General features: G+C 47.2%; 17 protein-coding genes. 4 read left to right on the forward strand and 13 right to left on the reverse strand.

Features of this window, described 5'->3' with window-relative positions; genetic code table 11:
• Positions 1-22: 22 nt before the first annotated feature.
• The 4 genes from lplA to hemE form a co-directional block, all read right to left on the reverse strand.
• On the reverse strand, positions 23-1,012 hold the full coding sequence (gene lplA, locus FO441_RS05875) for a lipoate--protein ligase (protein WP_145287115.1): 990 nt from the start codon (positions 1,010-1,012) through the stop codon (positions 23-25).
• 66 nt (positions 1,013-1,078) lie between these two features.
• A complete protein-coding gene (hemY, locus tag FO441_RS05880; RefSeq protein ID WP_145287118.1) occupies positions 1,079-2,449 on the reverse strand; it encodes a protoporphyrinogen oxidase in 1,371 nt (456 codons plus the stop codon).
• 15 nt (positions 2,450-2,464) lie between these two features.
• Entirely contained in the window at positions 2,465-3,382 is a 918-nt protein-coding gene (gene hemH, locus FO441_RS05885) for a ferrochelatase (protein ID WP_145287120.1), read from the reverse strand.
• A gap of 5 nt (positions 3,383-3,387) precedes the next feature.
• Complete coding sequence (hemE, locus tag FO441_RS05890; protein WP_145287123.1) at positions 3,388-4,413, reverse strand: uroporphyrinogen decarboxylase; 1,026 nt, start codon at positions 4,411-4,413, stop codon at positions 3,388-3,390.
• A 165-nt stretch (positions 4,414-4,578) separates the two neighbouring features.
• Here hemE and FO441_RS05895 point away from each other — a divergent pair, with 165 nt between their 5' ends.
• Positions 4,579-5,103 carry a hypothetical protein gene (locus FO441_RS05895; RefSeq protein WP_145287126.1) on the forward strand — a complete coding sequence of 175 codons (525 nt, stop codon included), beginning with the start codon at positions 4,579-4,581 and terminating at the stop codon, positions 5,101-5,103.
• 12 nt (positions 5,104-5,115) lie between these two features.
• Here FO441_RS05895 and FO441_RS05900 read toward each other — a convergent pair whose 3' ends face one another.
• Positions 5,116-6,318 (reverse strand): ABC transporter permease, encoded by a 1,203-nt coding sequence (locus FO441_RS05900; protein ID WP_145287129.1) that lies wholly within the window; start codon positions 6,316-6,318, stop codon positions 5,116-5,118.
• Positions 6,311-7,051: an ABC transporter ATP-binding protein gene (locus FO441_RS05905; RefSeq protein WP_145287132.1), complete on the reverse strand. Its 741-nt coding sequence runs from the start codon at positions 7,049-7,051 to the stop codon at positions 6,311-6,313. Before FO441_RS05905 ends, FO441_RS05900 begins: the two co-directional genes overlap by 8 nt.
• A gap of 85 nt (positions 7,052-7,136) precedes the next feature.
• Here FO441_RS05905 and FO441_RS05910 point away from each other — a divergent pair, with 85 nt between their 5' ends.
• From FO441_RS05910 to FO441_RS05920, 3 genes are all read left to right on the forward strand, one after another.
• Complete coding sequence (locus FO441_RS05910; RefSeq protein ID WP_145287134.1) at positions 7,137-7,565, forward strand: HIT family protein; 429 nt, start codon at positions 7,137-7,139, stop codon at positions 7,563-7,565.
• A 49-nt stretch (positions 7,566-7,614) separates the two neighbouring features.
• Complete coding sequence (locus tag FO441_RS05915; RefSeq protein WP_145287137.1) at positions 7,615-7,971, forward strand: YtxH domain-containing protein; 357 nt, start codon at positions 7,615-7,617, stop codon at positions 7,969-7,971.
• A 93-nt stretch (positions 7,972-8,064) separates the two neighbouring features.
• The gene (locus tag FO441_RS05920; RefSeq protein WP_145287140.1) at positions 8,065-9,198 is read left to right on the forward strand and encodes a foldase protein PrsA; all 1,134 of its coding nucleotides are present in this window, start codon (positions 8,065-8,067) and stop codon (positions 9,196-9,198) included.
• Positions 9,199-9,238: 40 nt separating this feature from the next.
• Here FO441_RS05920 and yhaM read toward each other — a convergent pair whose 3' ends face one another.
• The 7 genes from yhaM to FO441_RS05955 all read right to left on the reverse strand — a co-directional run bounded on the left by yhaM (position 9,239) and on the right by FO441_RS05955 (position 17,923).
• Positions 9,239-10,180, reverse strand: a complete 942-nt coding sequence (gene yhaM, locus FO441_RS05925) for a 3'-5' exoribonuclease YhaM (protein ID WP_145287143.1) — start codon at positions 10,178-10,180, stop codon at positions 9,239-9,241.
• 10 nt (positions 10,181-10,190) lie between these two features.
• Positions 10,191-13,118, reverse strand: a complete 2,928-nt coding sequence (locus FO441_RS05930) for an ATP-binding protein (protein WP_145287146.1) — start codon at positions 13,116-13,118, stop codon at positions 10,191-10,193.
• 7 nt (positions 13,119-13,125) lie between these two features.
• Positions 13,126-14,310 (reverse strand): metallophosphoesterase family protein, encoded by a 1,185-nt coding sequence (locus tag FO441_RS05935; protein ID WP_145287149.1) that lies wholly within the window; start codon positions 14,308-14,310, stop codon positions 13,126-13,128.
• A gap of 90 nt (positions 14,311-14,400) precedes the next feature.
• The gene (locus tag FO441_RS05940; RefSeq protein ID WP_145287152.1) at positions 14,401-14,757 is read right to left on the reverse strand and encodes a YlbF/YmcA family competence regulator; all 357 of its coding nucleotides are present in this window, start codon (positions 14,755-14,757) and stop codon (positions 14,401-14,403) included.
• Between the two features lie 54 nt (positions 14,758-14,811).
• Positions 14,812-15,942, reverse strand: a complete 1,131-nt coding sequence (locus FO441_RS05945; RefSeq protein ID WP_145287155.1) for a DUF445 domain-containing protein — start codon at positions 15,940-15,942, stop codon at positions 14,812-14,814.
• A gap of 75 nt (positions 15,943-16,017) precedes the next feature.
• Complete coding sequence (gene xdrA / locus FO441_RS05950) at positions 16,018-16,473, reverse strand: XRE family transcriptional regulator XdrA (protein ID WP_145287158.1); 456 nt, start codon at positions 16,471-16,473, stop codon at positions 16,018-16,020.
• A gap of 160 nt (positions 16,474-16,633) precedes the next feature.
• A complete protein-coding gene (locus FO441_RS05955) occupies positions 16,634-17,923 on the reverse strand; it encodes a dicarboxylate/amino acid:cation symporter (RefSeq protein WP_145287161.1) in 1,290 nt (429 codons plus the stop codon).
• Between the last annotated feature and the right edge of the window lie 65 nt (positions 17,924-17,988).

The raw sequence follows: 17,988 nt of genomic DNA on the forward strand, positions 1-17,988 counted from the left end.
TTGTTGAAAGTCAGCTTATTTTTTATGCGATAAGGTTCAGAAACTCTTCTCGTGTAATTCTCCCAAGATAGAAGCTGATGTCAACATCGACAAGAGCCTGATCGATTGCCTGTCTTTCATGCTCTACGCCGATAAGCTTCTCTTCAATGACATCCACTTCCCCTACCCCGAAGAAATCACCGAATATTTTAGCGTGCTGTATTCTGCCTTTCCTGACGTCCAGTCTGACATCGAGCAGTCCGGCATCGAACTTGTGGGAAGCATTGAAGTTGTACTTCGGATTGCGTCCATAGTTCCATTCCCATGTCTGATACTTTTCCTCGGACAGCTTCCTGATCTTCTCCCAGTCTTCTTCTGTCAGTATATATTCTTCGATATTCTCTTTTCCATCAAATATATATTCCAGAATCTTCTCCTTGAACACTTCGATGTCGAGCTTTTCTTCCATATAATCATTGATATTGCCGACGCGTGATCGGACCGATTTTATGCCTTTGGATTCAATCTTCTTAGGGTTCACTTTCAAGGCGTTCTGTACTTCTGATATGTCACTGTCGAGCATGAGTGTACCATGCGAGAACATTCTGCCCTTCAGGCTGAACATTGCATTCCCGGAAACTTTTTTGCCATCAATTTCGAGGTCATTCCTGCCGGATAGCTCAGCATTCACGCCCATATCCTGCAGCACATCAACAATCGGTTGTGTGAACTTGCGGAAATTATGGAAACTATCCCCATCATCTTCAGTAATGAAGCTGAAATTCAGGTTGCCTTCATCGTGGTAGACAGCTCCGCCTCCGGATACTCGGCGGACGACTTTGATGTCATTCTCCCGGATATACGATTCATTGATCTCTTCGATGGTGTTCTGGTTCTTGCCGATGATGATGGATGGCTGATTGACATAGAACAGGAAATACGAATCATCCGTCGGAATTTCACGTAGCACGTATTCTTCCATGGCCAGGTTGATCATCGGATCTGTAATATTGTTGTTTGATATGAACTTCATAAATCTGCCTCCTTAAAAAATGCCCTGATATTATACATGATAACATCCAGGGCATTTCTTGCCATCTTATTGAACCAGTGAGTCCACTGCTTCTTTTGCCTGTCTGATGCAGTCCGGCAGACCGACACCGCTATGGGAGGCGCCTGTCAGCACCACTCCAGGATAATGCTCGGCCATATAGTCATGAATGCCGCCGATCATCTCCTTATGCCCCACCTTGTACTGCGGCATGGAGTTTTTAAGCCGGGTCACAATGGTGAATTCCGGTTCTCCACTGATTGTCATGATACTATCGAGGTCCTTCCGTGCCAGACGGACAATTTCCTCATCCGTCTTCTCATCGACGATATAATCACCGGGACGGCCGACATATGCCCTCAGGAGCGCCTTGCCTTCCGGTGCTGCATGCGCCCACTTCTTGTTCGTCCATGTACATGCAGTGATGGAAGTATCCATCTTCCTGCTGACAACAAAACCGGTGCCGTCGATATCATTCTCCACCTGATGATCTTCGAATGCCATGACGACAGTCGCAACACTTGTCGCTTTCATATGCTTGAAGTATTCAAGCGGCAGGTCTTCGAACCATCTCTTATACTGGAAGTGCGGCGTAGTGACAATGATATTGTCATAGGATCTTTCTTCCCCGTTGACATGCATTGTGTAGCCCGAGCCACTTTTGGTGATGGATTCGACATCATGTTCAAAGAACGCGGATACGCCGTTTTCTTCTATGAAGGCAAGCAGGCTGTCAATAAAGGACTGCAGGCCATGCTTGAACTGCAGGAACTGCCCCTGCTTTCGTCCACCGGATTTCGGTGCGTTCTTTCTCTGATTGTACATGCCTCTGATGAGGCTGCCATGCGTCTCCTCAAGTTCCTTGAAGTTCGGGAATGTGGACATCAGGCTCAGTTCGTCGATATTGGTGCCATATATGCCGGACAGGAGCGGTTCAATGACATTCTCGAGCATTTCGTCGCCTACTCTGCTTCTGAAAAACTTGCCGACGGATATATCCGTATACACCGGCAGCGGCTTCTTGATGAAATCAAGACCTGTTCTGAGCTTGGCACCGGCTGAAACGAGGTCTGTCGTCAGAAACGGCACCAGCTCGGTCGGCATGCCGAGCACTGCACCTTTTGGCATCGGTGACAGCCTGTTGTTTACATAGATATATGAAGTGCCTGTCTGATTGCGTACGAGATCATCACCAAGTCCGATCTCCTCCGCCAGCTCAGTCATGATCTGCTTTCTGGCCAGATACGATTCAGGACCAAGTTCAATGGTATAGCCGTCCTGGCGGTACGTTCTGATCTTGCCGCCTGCCCGATCGCTTTTTTCAAAAAGATCAACTTCGACATCATCATGCTTCGACAGATAATGCGCAGCTGCCAATCCTGTAATGCCGGCACCTATCACTGCTACTTTTCTCACTATAATCAGCCTTCTTTACTACAGTCTATTGATTTCGTTGATCATCGCCTGGATGAAACGCTCGTCAGTGTTCGGCATCTTCGGTCTATGGTAGCCGGCACCGACTTCATCACACACATCCCTGCATTCCACATCATTATCGAAAAGGACTTCCAGGTGTTCGCATACGAACCCTACAGGAAGGTAGATGAAGTGCTTGTATCCATGTTCTTCATGCAGTGCCTTTGTCAGATCCTGTACGTCGGGTCCAAGCCATGGATCCGGTGTATTGCCTTCCGACTGCCAGCCGATATGGACATTTTCAAGATCGGCATTGTTCTTGATAAGTTCAGCTGTTTCTGCAAGCTGGTCCGGATATGGATCATTCTGTTCCTTGATCTTCTCCGGAAGGCTGTGTGCACTGACGACAATAGCCGTGTCAGCCAGTTCGGACTCAGGCACTTCCTCAAGAGAGGATTTGACCGCTTCCGTCCAGAAGTCGATGAACGGCTGCTGCTCATAGTAGGACTCAACGGATTTGATCGAGATGCCGTATTTTTCAGCTTCTTCCCTGGCCCGCTTATTGTAGGATCCGACGGAGAAGTTGGAGTAGTGTGGTGCGAGTACGACGGATACCGCTTCCGTGATGCCATGGTCATGCATCGCTTCCACAGCCTCTTCAATGAATGGATCGATGTGCTTGAGACCGATGAAAAGTTCGTACTCCACTTCGTTCTGTGAGGCGTTCAGCTGGTTGACCAGTGCTTCCGCCTGTCTTTTGGTCGTATCAGCCAACGGAGAGATGCCGCCGATTGCCTCATAGCGGTCTTTCAGGTCCTGAAGCGCCTCTTCGGATGGCTTTCTTCCGCGACGGATATGCGTGTAGTAGGGTTCGATATCTTCTTCTTTATATGGTGTACCATATGCCATGACAAGCAGGCCTTTTTTCTGTTTCATTCCAATCACTGTCCTTTACTGTATTCGTGTACATATGAAGTCAATTTCCTAAGTGTTTCCGGGTCCACTTCCGGGAATACGCCATGTCCCAGATTGAATATATGACCGTTGTTCTTTCCCTGATCGAGAATGGTCTTCGTCTGCTTCTCGATGACATCCCAGTCTGCAAGCAGGAGTGCCGGATCCAGGTTGCCCTGCAGCGCCTTCTTCACGCCGGCCGCTCTGGCCTGGTCGATCGACGTTCTCCAGTCAAGCCCGATGACATCCGTCCCGAGATCATCCCACTCTGAAAGGAGATGGGATGCGCCGATGCCGAAGATGATGACAGGTGCACCCATCTCCTTGACACTGCTGATGATCTTCTTCATTGCAGGTGAAAGATAGTATGCATAATCCTCGCTGTTCAGTGCGCCGCCCCATGAATCGAAGATCTGGATCATGCTTGCACCGGATTCCACCTGTGCTCTGAGATATCGGATGTTCATGTCGGCAAGCTTGTCCATCAGCTTGAACCATGTTTCCGGCTGGTTGTACATCATCTGCTTCGTCCTATGATAATTTTTTGAAGGTCCACCTTCAATCATGTAGCTTGCTACTGTAAAAGGTGCACCACAGAACCCGATGAGGGGCACATTCAGCTTTTCCTTGGTCAGAATTTCGATGGTCTTGTAGATATAGTCGAGATCCTTGTAGGGGTCGAGTTCCCCGAGCTTCTCCACATCCTTGATGTCGCGGATCGGATTCTGTATGACCGGGCCGATTCCAGGTTTGATGTCGACATCTATACCGATGGGTGCCAGAGGAGAAACGATATCTTTATATAGCACAGCTGCGTCCACATTATAGTTTTCAACGGGAGTCGCAGTAAGATACGCGGTCAGTTCCGGCTGGCGGGTGATCTCCAGCAGGGAATATTTTTCCTTGACCTTGTTGTACTCCGGCTGGCTGCGCCCGACCTGTCTCATGAACCAGACAGGCGTATAATCCGTCTTTTCTCCTTTAGCCGCTTTAATTATCGTATCATTGAACAAAGTTTTTTCCTCCAATTTTTATATATCCATCAATATTCTAACACATTGATGATAATTATTATAAATTGCTGTATGAATGTCAAAAAATCGATTTATTTTTTGAAGGTTTACCCGCATCTGTATTCAGGGTATAGTCAAGATAAGACTATATATGAGGTGAACATAATGAAACTACACCTGACAACAGGAACAATTACCTACATGCAGAGCCTTGCAAGGAAGCATTCCGGAGTCTCTATCGCAGCAATGGGTCAGGATGCAGTGCTGTACTATGAAAGCGACAGCAATGACAGTATCTTCAGCTCGAGGCAATCCTATGACCTCATCAATTCTTCCGGACCACTCGAAGATTCGCCCACCTCAATCCACTACATCCCGATACCCGGGGAGAACAAGGACCCGATGTACAGCCACCTTGCCGAAGTGAACGATATACTGTCCGATACCAATGGCGTACTGGCATACCGCATCGGTGAAGCGCTTGCCGGAGATGGTTTCATCGTCTTCATACAGTGGGCAAAGACGTCGACCTATAATGACTTCAAACAGACGAACAGCTACAGGAACTACCTTACAGCAGAAGCGCTCAGCAAATACAGGACCGCAGAAGCGCTGTTCCACAAATCCATATCTGCAAGGCTCTACCTGCCTCTTAAAGATAATGAGGCGGACCCTGAAGACGAATTTTAAGCGACTGATATATCAGTCGCTTAATTCTTTTTCTTTTCTATACACGGTTCTGCTCAGACTTCGATTGATGAAGTAGCCCCACAATGGAAACAGGATTACAAGAAAGAAATATTCGTAGTGGATACCAAGGAATATGAGGCTGAAAAGGACACTGATCACAAGAACAAGCTTGTGGGAATAGTCGACATAGCTCTTCTGGATGAATCCCCGGTCGACCGGCCAGACTTTCGGCCAGAGCAGATAGGCCTGTGCCGTATAGATCTGGGACATCTGGAGTACGATGATGTAGATGCCGAACAGCACGATGATGATGGAGAAATACAGATTTCCGATCCACACCATGACAATGCCGAACAGCAGAATCAGACGCAGTATGATCATCGGCAGGTCGTGACTCCTCGCAAATGTTCTGTAGAACAGATATTCATACATCTTTTCCTTGCTGAAGGCCCGCCCTTTGGGCTGCCACAGGAAGGGATCCAGATATCTTCTTCTTTTGAACTGCTTATCGATATGGCTGACATTGGTGAACAGGGCAACATTACGATAGTAGCTGTTGAGCTGGGATGCCTCATAGTCTATCATGGCATTCCAGTCGAGGCGGGGATGGCTGGTACGTCTGGCATATACAAGTGCCACCCAGTAAACCGCAACTGCCGGCAGCAGCCAGAACGGACTCTGCACGATCAGCATCAGGGAGATGAAGCTTAGGCCGATGAGGCCTGCCATCATCCAAGGAGTCGACAGCCTGGAGTTTACGACTGCCTTCTTGATATGGAAGTTCATTACATAGAAGATGATGGCACCGGCAATGAAAGTGATGATTTCAACCAGACCATGCCCCACTGTCAGGAGAAGCACGGCAATGGTGCCGCCAATGAGCGGCTTGATGATACCGAGGGTCAGAGAGTATCTGTCGGCAGCCGAAAGATACTTGCCGAACTTCGCCTCATAGGGCAGCAGGAAAACACCATCCGCCTCTTTCAGCAATGTCCGGTACGCCGGAATGAGCAGTATGCTGACCAGGAATGCGGCAATCACATCAAGCCACAGCGTCGGTTCGAGGGTCTCGAGCAGACTGAGCAGGGAATAGAGGAAGAATCCGGCTGTAATTGTCAGGAAGATGAGGAAATGGCTGTTGAAAATGAACTTCCCATAATAGCTCCTTCTCGCTATGTCCTCATTCAATCTGCTTCTGAATAGTTGATCAGACATTCTGAATGCCGCCCCCTGTGATTCTCAAGTATACTTCATCCAGAGTGGCGCCCGGCATATTGAACTCCGACCTGAGTGCATCGAGGCTTCCGAAAGCAATGAGACGCCCATCATCTATGATTGCAAAACGGTCGCAGTATCTTTCAGCTGTCGCAAGGATGTGTGTACTCATCAGTATCGAGCGGCCCTTATGCTTTTCTTCAACCATCAGATTGATGAGGGACTCGATACCGAGTGGATCCAGACCAAGGAACGGCTCATCTATGATATAAAGATCTGGATGCGACAGAAATGCGCAGATCAGCATCACTTTCTGCTTCATCCCCTTTGAGAAATGTGTAGGAAACATGTCCACTTTCGTCTCCAGCCTGAATATTTCAAGCAGGCGCTCTGAGCGTTCCAGCGCAGTGGCTTCGTCGATGCCATAGGCCATTGCCGTCATCTGGATATGCTCTCTAAGCGTCAGCTCCTCATAGAGCACCGGAGATTCGGGTATATAGGCGAGCTGTCTGCGGTAGGCTTCGATATCCATCTCGGCGGTCATGCCCCCTACCCTGATTTCACCTGAATGGGGTCTGAGAAGCCCCAGTATGTGCTTGATGGTGGTACTCTTTCCGGCGCCGTTCAGCCCGATGAGCCCGACAATCTCTCCTGCCTCTATATTGAAGGAGATATCCCGTATTACCGGCGTCTTCGAATAGCCGCCAGTCAGTTGATTGATTTGAAGTACCATATTCGACTTCCTTTTATTTGTGATATATTATTTGTATACTTATACTAAACAAATATATCACAACAGATCAATGGAGGTACAATGAATGAGCAAAACTATTTTTGAACAGATTGCAGCTGGTGAGATTCCTGCCAATATTGTCTATGAAGATGATGTCTGCATTGCATTCACAGACGCTTTCCCCCTATCGAAAGGACATACGCTCGTCGTGCCGAGAAAACCGGTGGAAAACATCTATGACCTTGACGAAGAAACAGGCGCCCACCTGATGAAGGTCATTACGAAGATGGCCAATGCGCTCAGAAGTGCATTCTCACCGGAAGGTCTGAACGTCGTACAGAACAACGGCGCTTATGCATCACAGTCGGTATTCCACATCCACTTCCATCTGATTCCGCGCTACAAGGATGAATATGATGGTTTCGGCTACCACTGGGAACAGGATCCGAATAAGCGGACAGACGAAGAAAAATCAGAAATACAAAACATCATACGCACCCATTTGAATGCTTAACCCTTCAAAAGTCAGGGTATGTGTAGGAAAAAAAGGACGTGACACGACTATGAAATTCAAAAATATTGCAGTCGGCTTTCTTGTAGGTGCAACCGGCGGAGCTCTGATTGCAGTACTTAACGCACCAAAGTCCGGAAGTGAGCTTCAGTCTTCATTGAAATCAAATTCCGGGAACCTCAAGACACAGCTCGACCAGCTTAAAATAGAAGCAAATGAAGTGAAGTCTTCCTTCCTGAAGACGAAACATGAGTCGCAGGAAGTGTTCAGCACACTGGGTGATGAAATCAAGGCGATGATCAGCAACTACCAGGCTGACATCAATCCGAATATAGAACATATCAAAGGCGATGTCAGCAATCTGCAGAACCGGGCTGAGGAAGTTCAAAATACGTTCACAAAAAAATAGCAATCATGGAACGGCGGCTGTACAATCATTTGTACGCCGCTGCTTTATTATGCTATATTAATTTCCATAGCCATATTTAAAGGAGATTTGCAGATGAAGAAGAAATTAGCGCCGATCGTCGTAGGCCTCGGTCTTGTAGGACTGGCCGGCTGCGGAAATGACAGCAGCAGCGACAGTGCAGCCGAGAACGAAACCGAATTCGGAAACGTACTCGCTACCAGCGATGCTGGCGATGTCACTACCGACGATATACTTAATGAACTTGGAACAGACAATATTGCGAACCGTACATTCCAATTGACGTTGGATACCATACTGCAGGACAAGTATTCTGATGCAGTCGACCGCGAGGAGATCGAAGCCCAGATCAATGAGGAGATCGAAGCAATGGGTGGAGAGGATCAGTTTGCCGCAGTGCTTCAGCAACAGCAGCCCGGCATGACTGTCGAAACGTACAAGGAGCAGCGCATCAACAATGCATACCATGATGCGTTCTTTGCTGAGAAGTTCGAAGTGACGGACGAGGAAGCAATGGAATCCGTACGTGAAGCATCCCACATCCTGATCCAGACTTCCGATGAAGAAGGCGGACTCAGTGATGCAGAAGCAAAAGAAAAAGCGGAATCCCTGCTTCAGGAAATAGAGGATGGCAGAGATTTCGGAGAGGTTGCAGCTGAAGAATCCGACGATACAGGCAGTGCCCAGAATAATGGTGAACTCGGCTATGTACAGCGTGGCCAGATGGTTGAACCATTCGAAGAGGCTCTTTTCAACCTGGAAAAAGGCGAAGTGTCCGATGTCGTAGAATCTGAATTTGGATATCATATCATCAAAAGACATCAGGAAGAAAATATAGATGAAGAACTCGATGCGATCAAACGTCAGATCGTTTCCACAAGAATCCAGGAGAATCAGGAACAGGTGCTCGGATTCTATAATGATCTGCTTGAAGAATACAATGCAGAGTTTGAAAACGAAGAAATCCGTACGTATATTGAAGAAACATACTTGAACACCGATAGTGAAGCCTCCACAGAAGAAGGTTCTACTGAGGGATCAACTGAGGAAGCGTCTTCTGAAGAGGAATCGACAGAAGAAGCGTCTACCGAGGAAGAGACAACAGAGGAAGCCTCAGCCGAGGAATCTACTGAGGAATCCACAGAAGAAGAGACGACTGAGGAAGCTTCTGCTGAAGAATCCACAGAAGAAACTTCATCTGAAGAGTAGAAAAATGACCTGGGACATATGTCCCAGGTCATTTTTAGTTCTAATCGAGTGTTTCCGGACGGTAGAAGAAACGGTTCTCAAGCGGGAATACCCGCTCTGTGAACTGGCCCTTGTCCGCCTTCTCCACATGTTTGTCCATCATCATCATGCGTGCATCGATATTATCGATGAAGTGCAGGATCTCCGCTTCCTTCAGCATCGGTGGCTTCGGGGATCCATATTCAAGCTTGCCGTGGTGGCTCAGAATCATGTGCTTGAGCAGCATGACTTCCTCACCGTCGATCTTCAGATCTTCGGCCACTCTGGAAATCTCCTCACTGGCAATGACAATATGTCCGATAAGATTCCCTTCCACCGTATATGTCGTTCCCACCGGTCCCGACAGTTCCTTGACCTTGCCGATATCATGAAGAATAATACTGCTGTAGAGCAGGCTTCGGTTCAGGGATGGATAGATGTCACACAATGCTTCTGCTGTCCTCAGCATGTAGTGCACATGATAAGCAAGACCGGAGACGAAATCATGATGGTTCGTCATGGCTGCCGGAAAGCTCAGAAATTCCTTCTTATACTTGTTCAGAATCTGTCTTACAATGCGTTGCAGGCTGCCATTTTCTATCTTTATTACATAATCCATGACGCTTTCATATAAGGTATCTTCATCAATCGGCGCCTTTTCCACGAAATCCTTGGGATTCAGATCATCCGCTTCAGTCGCTGTTCTGAACGCAGCGATTTTCATCTGCTTCTTATTACGGTAGTCGATGACATCCCCTTTGACCTTGATGAGCGTCTCGGGTTTCAGAACTTCCATATCTTCACGTGAGACCGACCATAATTTTGCTTCGATCTCACCTGTACGATCCTGCAGGAAAAGTGTCATATAGGGTTTTCCCTGGGATGTGACGCCCTGCTGGCTCCTTTTTATCAGGTAGAATGATTCCACCGAGTCTCCTGGTTTCAGTTTGGATATATTATTCAAGTGCAGCACCTCATTTTACTCTTTCTTTAAGTTTGACTGTCTGGGAGGAAGAAATTGCACTGTCCAGATTACATGTAAAGTACAGTACCTGGTCGTTCACTTCACTGCGCAGATAGTCCATGATGATCTTTTTGCGCTCCTTGTCAAAATGAACGAAGGCATCGTCGATGATGAGCGGCAGCTGGTAGTACCCTTTCAACGCCTTGATCAGGCTCAACCTCAGGCTGATGTAGAGCATCTCCTTGGTCGACTGGGACAGTTCGAGTGGATGGAAGAGCTGTCCATTGACATGCCTAACCTTGATGCCATCCTCATCATAGATGACGTTGATGTAGCGTCCGCGCGTCACTTTCTCGAAGATGCTCCGCGCTTCCTCGATGACGACAGGCAGCCTTTCATCCTTGATTGCCTTGATATGTGTTTCTATCAGGATGCGGATATAGTTCAGTGACATGTATTCCTGTGAAAGATTCTGGATGAAGGCTTTCTTCATCTCGAACTGGTGGTTGACTTCACTCAGTTTGCCGTCGCTTTCCAGATTGCTGATTTCGGAATTCAGCTCCGCGAGGACCTTCTGTTCGTTCTGGACCTTCTGGTTGAACTCCTCGATCTGTTCTGAAATGGCATCTTCCTCTTCCTTCAGATCAGCAAGAAGGAATTTCGAGAGTTCATTTCTCGCATCATAATCGAAATGTTCTTCCTCGAGCTTTTCACTCAGTTCTCTGAATCGTTCAATATTGCTGTGGTACTCCTTGTACTTCCTTGCAAAATAGTAATACTCTTCTTCGTCTTCTGCATCGACATAATCGAAGAGCTGGATGATCTCCTCGCTGCCTGCATTGTTCCTATCGGATAGCACTTTGATTTCATTCTCAAGCAGGCCGATCTGGTCTTTCAGTCTATTATAGTGGTTTTCATCCTTATACATTTTTGAAACCATGTTTTTGACATCGTAGAAAACAGTACTGTCATCGTAATGGATATCGAACTTTACAAGCTCATCCTTGACTGACCTTTTGAATTCCTTCAGTTCGCGGTTGATATTATCCATCTCCACATTATGCCTGCTGATCTGGTTCCTCTTCTGCTTGATCTCCCTGATGGTATGGATTGCATCGACAATGTACTTGTTCTCGATATCCGGATTCACTTTCAGATCCTGCTTGATTGCGGCAAGATCCGTATTCAGTGAATCATGAGTGGTTTCCTTCAGTGCCAGTGTTTCCTTCATCTCTTCCAGTCTGACGTTCGCGGAGATTCTTTTTGTCTTCTGAGTCTTCAGATCCATCTTCAGGTCTCTTGCATCATTGAGATCGAAATCGACATTATTGTTTCTCTTTATTGTTTCTATGATCTCTTTGAGCTCCTTGACTTCATCTTCATAGTCGTTTCTCAGCGAATCATCTTCCTTCTGGTTCGTCAGCATCAGAAGCAGCAATGTAATGACACCGATGGCCAGGAAGATGCCACCCATCAGCCAGTTCGAATTGAAGAGGTAGAATATGCCGGTAATGAGTGCGATGACACTGATGCCGATGATGAGTCCGGACTGTCCACGCTTGATGCGGTTGCGCTCCCTCTTCTCCCGCTCATAGTCCTTCTCGATCAGGCTGAACATCTTCTCCTTCTCTTTCAGCTCGAACTCCCTGTCGATCACTTCCTTCTTGATGCGGATGCGGTCATCGCTGATCTGCTCTTCTTCAAGGCGTTCTATGTCATGGTTCAACTGTTTGATATCCGACTTCAGATGATCAATTTCACGCACAAGGAACTGCTCTTCAAGAGCGACTTCATCAATTTTTGACAGTACTGTCTGGACGGACTCCTTGACGATGTTCGAATCGTCCACTTCATGATGCTCATGATTCCAGCCGATATCACGCCTGAGCTGGACAATCTCCTCCTCGAGCGTTTCGATTGCCAGGTTGAGCCGCGCGTATTCAAGATGCTTCTGCTTGATGTCCGGCTCCTTCTTCTGGATGCTTTCCAAATAGGATAATCGGGACTTATCCGGCAATGTAATGCCAGCAAGCTCAGCCTTGAGCACTTTGAGCTTCTCTGATCGGAGCGCGATATCCTGTTTCGTCTGCTGGACCTGATGCTTCAATGCTTCATAGCGCTCCAGCCCCTGCTCGGGAAAGATGACAGGGTCTATATTCAGCTTGTCTTCAAGTGATTTCCACTCTTTGATGTCCTTATGATACATGACTTCCTTCATCTTCTGCTTGCGTACCGTATCGAGCTGATACAATGCATTCTTTTTGGCATTGAGACTTTCCTCGGTCTTGATTTTTTCATTGACCAGATGCTTATACTGCTCCTCGGTCTGTTCCAATGCCTTGATTCTGCCGGTGATGTCGGACATCTCTTCCATTTCCCTGTTCAGTTCGGGATTGATGCCATTCTTCTTGTATATTGATTTCATTTCCGTATCGATGGCACTGAGCATCTCATCATATTCATGAGAGCCGAGGGCACCGGCACGGAGCAGGTATTCCTGCAGCTTATCTTCGGTCATGTTCTTATGGATGTCCTGAAGACCGAGCACATCGAATGAAAATATCGACCGGTACGTCTTCTTGTCGATGAAGTTCAGCTTCTTGATCAGCCAGTCTTCACCTCTCACTGTACCATCATCGAAGTAGACTTTCACATCCCCCTGGATCTTGCCTTTGATACGCTCGATCTCGATGGGACCATCCTCATCCGGAAAATCGACGGTAATTTTGCCGCCATAGAGGTTGTGCATACGCGGTTCTCTTCTCGGCTCCTGCTCCTTCCGTGTCGGAAACCCGAACAGGATCGAATGGATGAATGACTGCATTGTCGATTTACCGGCTTCATTTTCTCCAAAAAATTGGATGAAATGCTGATTGGTGTTTATCTCCGTCTCCGTAATCTTTCCATAGCCATATATATTAAGCGCAATAATTTTCATATATCCACTACTTCCTCATCAGCATTTTAAGGCGTTCTTCGCCTTCTTTCAGCAGTTCTTCCTGTGCAATGTCCTGGACGGGGCCAAGATACCTGTTGAGTCGCGGGTCCATGTAGAGCGCATTCACCGCTTCCTTGAACAGTTCCCTGTTGGAAGAATAGCTTGCTTTTATATCATTGAGCAGGGCGATGTTGTCCTGGTTCATATATTTAAGATGCAGTGCATCGATCCAGATGAACTGCCTGATATCTCTTTCATCCTCCTTCAGGAGTTCGATGACTTCAGTGAAGTCGGCGTCTGCAATCGTATCCTCGCCATCATAGATCAGATCGAGCTGGATGATGTGCCGCCCCTTCTCCCTCAGGCGATGCTTGAACTCGACAATGGCCTGGTATATATCCTGCTTGTTCAAGGAATCGATTTCCAGCTGGTATTCTGCAAAGATGATCTCCTGTACAGCAACAAAGCGCGTGTTCAGATAGACGTCATCCCCTTCAACGAGCAGAAAACCCTTTTCCCCATGCTCATTTTTATGGCGGCCCTGTATGTTGCCCGAGTAATGGATGGGCGGCAGATCGCTGAGCTGATCCCGCTGATGGATATGACCGAGCGCCCAGTAGTGGTACAGTTTGTCATTCAGCACTTCGAGATTGAATTCCGTATACCTCTCCTGGCTGTAGCGGCTTTTGGCATACGTTCCATGAAGTATGCCGATATGTATACCTTGATTCATCGAGTTGATAGGATAGTCATCCAGCTTATTCTCATAGGAGTCATCGAGATAATAGCTGAAACCATGCAGGGACACTTTCTCCCCTTTGGCACTGACCATTTCATATGTCTCCACATTTTCCTTGAAGACTGTTACATTGTCCGGCCAGGACGTCTTGAAGCCGTCCGTCAGCGGATCGTGGTTGCCGTGGATGACATACGCAAAAATACCCGCTTCCTTCAATCTTTCAAACTGGCGCTTCATGAATATTTCGGATTTCAGAGTCCGGTTCGCCTGATCGAATACATCCCCTGCGATGATGATGAAATCGACCTTCTCTTCAATCGCAGTATCCATCATTCTTGCAACACTGTTATATGTACTCTCCATCAGTACTTCAAATAGGCCGGAAGGCATTTTGGAACGTGACTTGAAAGGACTATCTAGATGCAGATCTGCGCTGTGTATGAATTTGACCATATATATTCCACCTGACTTTTCATAGGCATTATAAATTGATTATACCAAAAAAAATAAAAGAAAGAGGCCTATGGCAGACCTCTTCATCAATTAATTCTGGTTATTCAGACCATAGAGTTCCTCTATAGGTTTCATGATTACACGATTCAGATCCTGGATGAGTTCACTCATTTTCTGTTCCGCTTCCATCAATGCTTTGATATTTTCGTCTTTTTCAATATCTTCTGCTGATTTCTGAGCCTGCTGTACATCCTCTTCAAGGATTTCCTCACCCTGCATCTGCTTCTGCTGCAGATCCATCTGAATCTGTCTGAACTCATCGAAGAGCTGTTTGGATTCCGGGTTGGAGTTCACCTTGCCGTACAGGTCCTTCATATTCTGAAACTCATCTGATTTGCGCAGTGCATCTTCCAATGCATTGGCCTGATCGTATACATTAACTGCCATTGATTAAAAACTCCCTTTAATAAAGATATCTATACTGTAACACAAAATAGCAGCTTATAAAAACACAACGATAAGACCCTGGATGATTCCGATAAGCCCGCCAAGAAAGAAGCCGAGCATTGTAATCATCCGGAATTCCTTGCTTGAAATCTCCATTACAAGATCTTCTATATGGCTGAGTTCGAAACTGTCAATCTGCTTTTTGATGACTTCTGCAAGCTGGAGTTTTTCGACAATCCTGCCGGTATTCTTCTGCATGTATTCGATGATGTTATCACGCAGCTGGTATTTGCCGCGTGCTTTGAAGGATTCGAACATATCACGGTTGAACTCTGAAATCGGATAGTCCAGTATGCCTTCCATATCAATCTGTTTTCTGAGTACATCATAGACACTATGGACAAGTTTTTCCCGGTCGCTGTCTGAAATCAGTTCATCCACCCGGCTGTTTTTGATCTTCTCATATTCATCATTGATGATGCGCACCTGTATTTCGCTCATCTTCGGGTGATGGATCAGCTTGTTCAGTTCGTTCCTTATATTGGCGACAATCGTTTCCTTTGACATGAGATATTTCAGTGAGCGGGCCAGTCTGCCTCGATTTTCAATGAACTCGTCAGTCATGGTATAGAAGTCGCGATACCCTTTCTCCGAATTGATATACGCTTCCACCTTCGAAGTGATCTGGGGCTGCAGATCACGGACCTTGCCATCGAGCGTCGTCATGGCATCCTCAGGCACCAGAGTGCCTATTTTCCGGCCATAGAGGTTTACGCCTTCTTCATCGACCTTCTCCCTGAGCTTGTCGTTGAAGCCCTTGACTACCTTGTCCGCCAGCCCATCGTTGAGGCGGTTCATGAAGTACCTCAGTGTCAGTTTCTCGGATTCGATCGTTTCTATCTGCCGATCGAGGAACAGCATGATGAAATTCTGTGTTTCACGACTTCCGAGCTTCTCTACGAAGGCATCCGGTGTCAGCAGATGCTTCGTAATGATTTCCCCCATTTTGACAGATGCCTCCTCCCGCCTGCGCGGGATGACCCCCGGTGTCAGGGGAAGACGTCTGCCAAAGAGGTATTTTGCTTCATAGGGTCTGAACAGCATGCGGATTGCAAGCATATTGGTCAAGCCGCCGATCAGTGCACCCAGTATGGTCATTAGTATGATCTGAAAGCCATCATTCAACAAAAAGCCCTCCTTTTCCTGCCATTATCGTACACGAAACCAAAAGAAAAAGCACCTTCCGGTGCTTTCCAGTAATCAGACCGGCTGCAGGTCCGTCTGTCTCATGAAATATGTTCTGATTTCTCTTTCAATATATGAAGCATGTACCGGCTGGTTCATGGAGTTGAGAACTCTATATATCCTATTGCTTTTATTATATTGCAGACGGAAACCGTTCTTTCTGTCCAGATCTTCCCAATATACCGCTTCACCTTCATAGTTCGGGTAGACACAGTGACCTCTTGAAATCACCTGTGCCAGTTCCAGAGGATCTCCTCCAAACGAATTGGTCAGGACTTCACTATCCCTGAAGAGTGCGCAAAGCGAGATGCATGTTGTCCAGTTGGGAAGGATACGTTCTTTTTCGATCTGTACGAGCGTCTTTTTGGAGAGCCCGATTGTCTGACTCATGGAATCCTGCGTATAGCCGGCTTCCGTTCTGACAATCTTGAACTTGGACTGGAGCATCTCCGTAAAAGTCTGTTTATCCATTCTTTTCTTCCTTTCACTCATATCGGATATTGTAAAATTTCCATTCGATAATAATACACTTTTAATATAATAATATATTTCACGAAAAATTAAAAGAGCATATATTGAAATTCACTAAGTGTTCAATATATGCTCCTATCAGATTGTGTAATCCCGAGTTCTATGTCCGGCTATTTCCGGCTTCTTCGCGTCTTGTCTGCTGCTCGTTGATCACCAGTGCAATTGCTGCATCACCCGTGACATTGACCATCGTACGTGTCATATCAAGCAGCCTGTCGATACCGATGATGATACCGATTGCTGCCGGGTCGAGGCCGACTGCCGTCAGAACCATCGCCAGCATGACAAGGCCGACACCAGGGACCCCGGCAGTACCGATGCTTGCGATCGTTGCAATGATGACAACCGTGATCATCTGCATGATCGTCAGATCCACTCCTGAGAGCTGGGCGATGAAGACCGTAGCGACACCCTGCATGATGGCTGTACCATCCATGTTGATCGTCGAGCCGAGCGGCTGTACAAAGCTTGATATGCTTTTACGGACCTTCAGATTCTCCTGCGCGGTCTCAAGTGAGATCGGCAGCACAGCACTTGAGGATGAAGTACTGAACGCCACACCCATTGCCGGCGCAAAGTTTCTGATGAACCAGATGAAACTTTTTTTCGCAAGAAACTGGACTGCTGATCCGTAGACAATCGCAAAATGGATGAAGAGTGCCAGCAGTACGCATAGGAAGTACATGCCGAGCTGCTGGATTGCACCGAATCCTGCCTGGACGAACGCTGTGGCAACCAGTCCGAATGCACCGATGGCAGCAAAGTATTTCATGATGGCCAGAACAATCCACATGACGACCTCATTCGCCTGCTCGAACAGCGTCACGAGACCTGTCGTCTTATCCTTGATGGCGATCATTGCGATACCGATGAAAATGGCGAACGTGATGATCTGCAGCATGTTCTGTGTACTCATCGCTTCAAGGACATTGGTCGGCACCAGATTGATCAGTGTCTGGTCAAATCCCTGCTGGATGGCTTCACCTGTGGCACCGCCTTCAAGCTCAGTCTCCCGGTATTCCGATACTTCGTCGGAATCAAGCAGTGGGGACTGTCCTTCCCCCGGGTTCAGAATGTTGGCGACAGTCATGGCAATGGTGATGGCCAATGCTGTAGTCACCAGGTAGAAGGCCAGTGTCTTGATGCCGATGCCCCCAAGCATCTTCGGATCCCCGACGTTGACCACGCCGAGTACGATTGAAATGAATACAACAGGCACAACCATCATGAATATCATGTTCAGGAACAGCTGACCCACCACATTGAATATGTACCGGTCGATCCACTGCACCCATGCCTGGTCGGCCATCAGGTTGAATACCGATCCGACAATGATGCCGAGAATCAGGGCGGTGATGATCTGTATTGTCAGTTTATTTCCTACTTTCATATTACCCCTCCAAATCTTGAAACTCTTCTTTCAATTATACTGTCTGGGACCACGGCTTGCAATCT

This window comes from Salinicoccus cyprini (assembly GCF_007713705.1).
GTDB classification, from domain to species: Bacteria; Bacillota; Bacilli; order Staphylococcales; family Salinicoccaceae; genus Salinicoccus; species Salinicoccus cyprini.

Coding starts and splice junctions, on each gene's coding strand:
- hemH (WP_145287120.1), bottom strand. CDS start 3,382: ATGAAACAGAAAAAAGGCCTGCTTGTCATGGCATATGGTACACCATAT.
- FO441_RS05930 (WP_145287146.1), bottom strand. CDS start 13,118: ATGAAAATTATTGCGCTTAATATATATGGCTATGGAAAGATTACGGAG.
- FO441_RS05935 (WP_145287149.1), bottom strand. CDS start 14,310: ATGGTCAAATTCATACACAGCGCAGATCTGCATCTAGATAGTCCTTTC.
- FO441_RS05895 (WP_145287126.1), top strand. CDS start 4,579: ATGAAACTACACCTGACAACAGGAACAATTACCTACATGCAGAGCCTT.
- FO441_RS05940 (WP_145287152.1), bottom strand. CDS start 14,757: ATGGCAGTTAATGTATACGATCAGGCCAATGCATTGGAAGATGCACTG.
- FO441_RS05915 (WP_145287137.1), top strand. CDS start 7,615: ATGAAATTCAAAAATATTGCAGTCGGCTTTCTTGTAGGTGCAACCGGC.
- lplA (WP_145287115.1), bottom strand. CDS start 1,012: ATGAAGTTCATATCAAACAACAATATTACAGATCCGATGATCAACCTG.
- FO441_RS05920 (WP_145287140.1), top strand. CDS start 8,065: ATGAAGAAGAAATTAGCGCCGATCGTCGTAGGCCTCGGTCTTGTAGGA.
- FO441_RS05900 (WP_145287129.1), bottom strand. CDS start 6,318: ATGTCTGATCAACTATTCAGAAGCAGATTGAATGAGGACATAGCGAGA.
- xdrA (WP_145287158.1), bottom strand. CDS start 16,473: ATGGATAAACAGACTTTTACGGAGATGCTCCAGTCCAAGTTCAAGATT.
- FO441_RS05910 (WP_145287134.1), top strand. CDS start 7,137: ATGAGCAAAACTATTTTTGAACAGATTGCAGCTGGTGAGATTCCTGCC.
- FO441_RS05955 (WP_145287161.1), bottom strand. CDS start 17,923: ATGAAAGTAGGAAATAAACTGACAATACAGATCATCACCGCCCTGATT.
- FO441_RS05905 (WP_145287132.1), bottom strand. CDS start 7,051: ATGGTACTTCAAATCAATCAACTGACTGGCGGCTATTCGAAGACGCCG.